We start from the raw sequence: 3,789 nt of genomic DNA, 5'->3' as shown, positions 1-3,789 counted from the left end.
GGGGGGGGGGATCGGCGGAGCGCCTGCGCGGGGGCCGGGCTACTCCATGTCCTCGAGCGAGCGGCCGGTGGTCTCCGGGATGAACTTGGCCACGAACAGCAAGGACAGCAGCGCAGACACCGCGTAGAAGCCGTAGGTGAACGTCAGGCTGAACTCGGCCATCGGCGGGAACGCGGTGGAGACCGCGAAGTTTGCCAACCACTGGGCGGCCGCGGCCAGGCCGAGAGCCGCCGTGCGGATGCGGTTGTTGAACATCTCGCCGAGCAGCACCCACACCGCCGGGCCCCAGGACATCCCGAAGAACACGACGAAACCGTTGGCGGCGATCAGCGCGACGAGCCCCTGGGTGTCGCCGAGTTGGGGAGCGAGTTCGCCGTCGGGCCCCGGACCCATCGTGGCGGTGCTGAACATCAGGGCCATCACCGCGAGCGAGACGGTCATGCCGACCGAACCGGTCATGAGCAGCCTGCGACGCCCGATCTTGTCGATCAGCGCGATGGCCACGATCGTCACGACGATGTTCGTGACCGAGGTGATGACGGTCTGGGTGAGCGCGTCCGCCTCGGTGAAGCCGACCGACTGCCAGAGGGACGTGGAGTAGTAGAAGATCACGTTGATGCCCACGGCCTGCTGGAAGACGGACAGCACGATGCCGATCCACACGATCGGCAGGAGGTTCCTGCCGCTCGGGTTGAGCATGTCCTGCCACGACCGCTTCCTGTCCTCGCGGACCGTCGCACGGATCTCCTTGATCCGGTTGTCGACGCCGCTGGACTGGATGGTGCGCAGGACGTCCCTCGCCTCGCCGACCAGCCCCTTGGCCAGCAGGTAGCGGGGGGATTCCGGGATCATGAGCGCCAGTACGCCGTAGGTGATCGCGGGGACCAGCTCGGTGAGGAACATCCAGCGCCAGGCCTGGATCCCCAGCCACAGCTCCTCGATCGCGCCACCGGCCACGGCTGCCAGCCAGGCGTCGGAGAGCAGGGCCACGAAGATGCCGGAGACGATCGCGAGCTGCTGGAGTGACCCGAGGCGGCCGCGTATCGAGGGCGGGGCCACCTCGGCGATGTACGCCGGCGCGATGACCGAGGCCGCGCCGACGCCCAGGCCACCGACCACCCGCCACAGGATGAGGTCCCACGGGCCGAACGCGAGCCCGGAGCCGATCGCACTGACGGTGAACAGCGCCGAGGCCAGGACCATGACGCGGGTGCGCCCCCAGCGGTCGGCGAGGCGGCCCGCGAGATACGCGCCGGCGATACAGCCGAGCAGGGCCGAGGAGACGACGAACCCGGTGAGACCGGCGTTCATGCCGAAGGTCTCCTGGACGGCGTCCACCGCGCCGTTGATGACGGCGGTGTCGAAGCCGAAGAGGAACCCGCCGAGCGCGGCGACCAGGGAGATGATCACCACCCTGCCGGTGTGGAAGGACTCCTCGTCCGAGCTCCTGGCCGAGACGTTCCGTGTGGACATGGCGTACCCCGTTCCCGGGCCGGATGGACGTCCTGATGTCTGGTGAACGGAGCGTAGGCCCGCTACCAATGTGGCGCAAGTCACGTATTCTTTATCGATTGCGGCGTACGAACGCTCTGATCGAGAACACGTTCTAGGCTCGAGGTGTCTCGTCGTCATACCGAAAGGGCCACCGCCGTGAGTGCCTCCCCCGAGCAGATCCGTGCCACCGCCGACTCCTACATCGCCGCGCTGGTCGCCGGCGACCTCGAGGCGGTTCTGGACCTCTACGCCGAGAACGCCACGGTCGAGGACCCGGTCGGCAACGGCACCGTCCACGAGGGCAAGGCGGCCATCCGCGAGTTCTACTCGTCCGTGGTGGCGCTGAAGATCGAGGGCGAGGTGATCGAGGCACGGGTCTGCGGTGACGACCTGCTGTTCAACTTCGAGATCACCACCCACTTCGACGCCGACTCCAAGGCCACCATCAACGTGTGGGACCTCATGACCCACGACGAGCAGGGCAAGATCCGTTCGATGCGCGCGTACTGGACGCCGGAGAACATGCGCTGAACCGGGGCCGCGCGACTGGACTACCCTTCAGGCCATGATCACCGCCATCGTCTTCGTCCACGCCGAGACGGCGCGCATCCCCGAGGTCGCCGAGGCGATCGCCGAGATCGACGGGGTCTCCGAGGTGTACTCGGTGACGGGCACCATCGACCTCATCGTGCTCGTGCGGGCCCGCCGCAACGAGGAGGTGGCCGACATCGTCTCCGACCGCCTGAACAAGGTCCCGGGTGTGGTCGACACCGAGACGCACATCGCGTTCCGCGCGCTGTCCAAGCACGACCTCGAGGCGGCGTTCTCCCTGGGGTACGACGAGTAGGCCCCTCCCCGGTGCGCACAGTTCCGGGGAGGTGCTGCCACGTCGGTCGCGGCGGATGTGCATACTGTCATCACGACTTGCTGATCTCCGGATACGCAGGGGAAGACCGGTGAGAATCCGGCGCTGACCCGCAACGGTGTGCCGTCACCTCGGTGACGACGAGCCCGATTACCTGCCCGGAGGTACGCGACTCTGTCCATCGCCGCGGTCTGCGATCCGGAGTCCTGCACGGTCGGTGGCCGGTGTCGACGGTCGCCCACCTGCGGGTCTCGTGTGTTCGTGGGCACACGACACGATCCGAGGTCTGATCATGTTCCGTCGCCAGTCCAGGTCCACCACGGCGCTCGCCGCGCTGCTCGTCACGGGCGTCGTCGTCGCGGGCTGCTCCCGCGGCGAGGCTCAGGAGAACGCCACCTCGAATGAGGCGTTCGCCGAGCCGGTGACCATCACCAACTGCGAGCGTGAGTCCACGTTCGACGCCCCGCCCGAGCGCATCATCACGATGAACGCCCACGTCACGGAGACCCTCATCCAGATGGGTGCGGGGGATCGGATCGTCGGCCGGGGCTATGCCGATCGCGAGGACGTCCTGCCGGAGGTCGCCGAGGAACTCGAGGCGATTCCCGGGTTGGCCGAGGAGTATCCCAGCTGGGAGCAGATCGTCGATCTGGAACCCGACCTCGTGGTGGCCGGCATGCGCAGCGCGTTCGACGAGAAGGAGGGCCGGAGCCGGGACGCGCTCGACGCGGCGGGCATCGACACCTTCCTGTTCTCCGAGTACTGCGGCGACGGGTTCCCGGACGTCTCCATGCTCGAGACCGACTTCTCCCAGCTGGGCCGGGTCCTCGGCGTCGAGGAGGGTGCGCAGCAGCTCACCGACCGCATCGTCGACCGGATCGAGTCGGTCCGCGCCACCCTGGACGAGGCCGGCGTGACGGGGACCCCGACGTTCTTCTACGACAGCGGTGAGGCGGAGCCCATGACGATCGGCGGCGTCGGCATCGGCCAGCTGATCGGCGAGTACGCGGGAGCCGACAACATCTTCATCGAGGGCGACCGGCCCTACCTCAAGACCACGTGGGAGATCCTCGGCGAACGCCGACCGGAGGCGATCGTCGTGCTCGACTACGGGGCCACCAGCGCCGAGGACAAGATCGAGTACCTGCGTAACCAGCCCATCATGGCCACCACGCCGGCGATCCGCGACGACCGCATCGTGGTGGTCCCCCTGGCCGACTTCTTCGAGAGTTCGCGGATGGCGACCTCGGTGGAGACGATCGCCCGCGAGCTCCACCCCGACGCCTTCGGTGGCTGATATGGCGACGGTCGTCCACGACCGTGGCGGTGGCGCGGGCGATGCGGCGACACCGGCTCCGAGCCGCCCCTCGGCGTCGTCCCGCCTCCCGTCACCGTTCCGCGCCACCAGCCCGGGCCGCGAGACCAGCCCG

4 protein-coding genes and 1 riboswitch are annotated in these 3,789 nt (G+C 68.2%); of the genes, 3 read left to right on the top strand and 1 reads right to left on the bottom strand.

The features are described 5' to 3' along the window. Positions 1 to 39 precede the first annotated feature (39 nt). On the bottom strand, positions 40 to 1,473 hold the full coding sequence (locus G6018_RS13990; protein WP_182639936.1) for a sugar porter family MFS transporter: 1,434 nt from the start codon (positions 1,471 to 1,473) through the stop codon (positions 40 to 42). A gap of 177 nt (positions 1,474 to 1,650) precedes the next feature. Between G6018_RS13990 and G6018_RS13985 the strand changes: the two genes are divergently transcribed. From G6018_RS13985 to G6018_RS13975, 3 genes are all read left to right on the top strand, one after another. Next, on the top strand, positions 1,651 to 2,025 hold the full coding sequence (locus G6018_RS13985) for an SgcJ/EcaC family oxidoreductase (protein WP_182639935.1): 375 nt from the start codon (positions 1,651 to 1,653) through the stop codon (positions 2,023 to 2,025). Between the two features lie 34 nt (positions 2,026 to 2,059). Beyond that, positions 2,060 to 2,341, top strand: a complete 282-nt coding sequence (locus G6018_RS13980; protein ID WP_179523957.1) for an Lrp/AsnC ligand binding domain-containing protein — start codon at positions 2,060 to 2,062, stop codon at positions 2,339 to 2,341. A gap of 61 nt (positions 2,342 to 2,402) precedes the next feature. After that, positions 2,403 to 2,536, top strand: a riboswitch (cobalamin riboswitch). A gap of 115 nt (positions 2,537 to 2,651) precedes the next feature. Next, positions 2,652 to 3,656, top strand: coding sequence for an ABC transporter substrate-binding protein (locus G6018_RS13975; protein ID WP_182639934.1), 1,005 nt, complete (start codon positions 2,652 to 2,654; stop codon positions 3,654 to 3,656). The last annotated feature ends 133 nt before the right edge of the window (positions 3,657 to 3,789 follow it).

It is taken from the genome of Dietzia sp. DQ11-44 (assembly GCF_014145205.1).
In the GTDB taxonomy this organism is placed as follows: Bacteria; Actinomycetota; Actinomycetes; order Mycobacteriales; family Mycobacteriaceae; genus Dietzia; species Dietzia natronolimnaea.
Note: the sequence above shows the minus strand (reverse complement) of the source record. Positions and strands in the feature narration are given on the sequence as shown.